The sequence below is a fragment of the Nocardioides sp. AN3 genome (assembly GCF_054653495.1).
Genome location: NZ_BAAIGC010000117.1, coordinates 1 through 239 on the forward strand (window position 1 = coordinate 1; position 239 = coordinate 239).

General features: G+C 64.9%; 1 protein-coding gene. It reads right to left on the reverse strand.

From position 1 onward, the window contains the following. Positions 1–6 precede the first annotated feature (6 nt). Positions 7–239: biotin/lipoyl-containing protein (locus ACYQ1K_RS28050; RefSeq protein ID WP_459986912.1), on the reverse strand; the 233-nt coding region annotated here is incomplete at its 5' end.

The window sequence follows — 239 nt, forward strand, 5'->3', positions numbered from 1 at the left end:
CGCGGCTCAGTCCTTGATCTCGCAGATGACGGCGCCGTTGGTGACGGTTTGGCCGACTTCGGCGGCCAGGCCGGTGATGGTGCCGTTCTTGTGGGCTTTGAGGGGTTGTTCCATCTTCATGGCTTCGATGACGACGACGGGGTCGCCTTCGGCGACTTGCTGGCCGTCTTCGACGATGACTTTGACGATGGTGCCTTGCATGGGGGAGGTGACGGCGTCCCCGGAGACGGCGGCGCCGG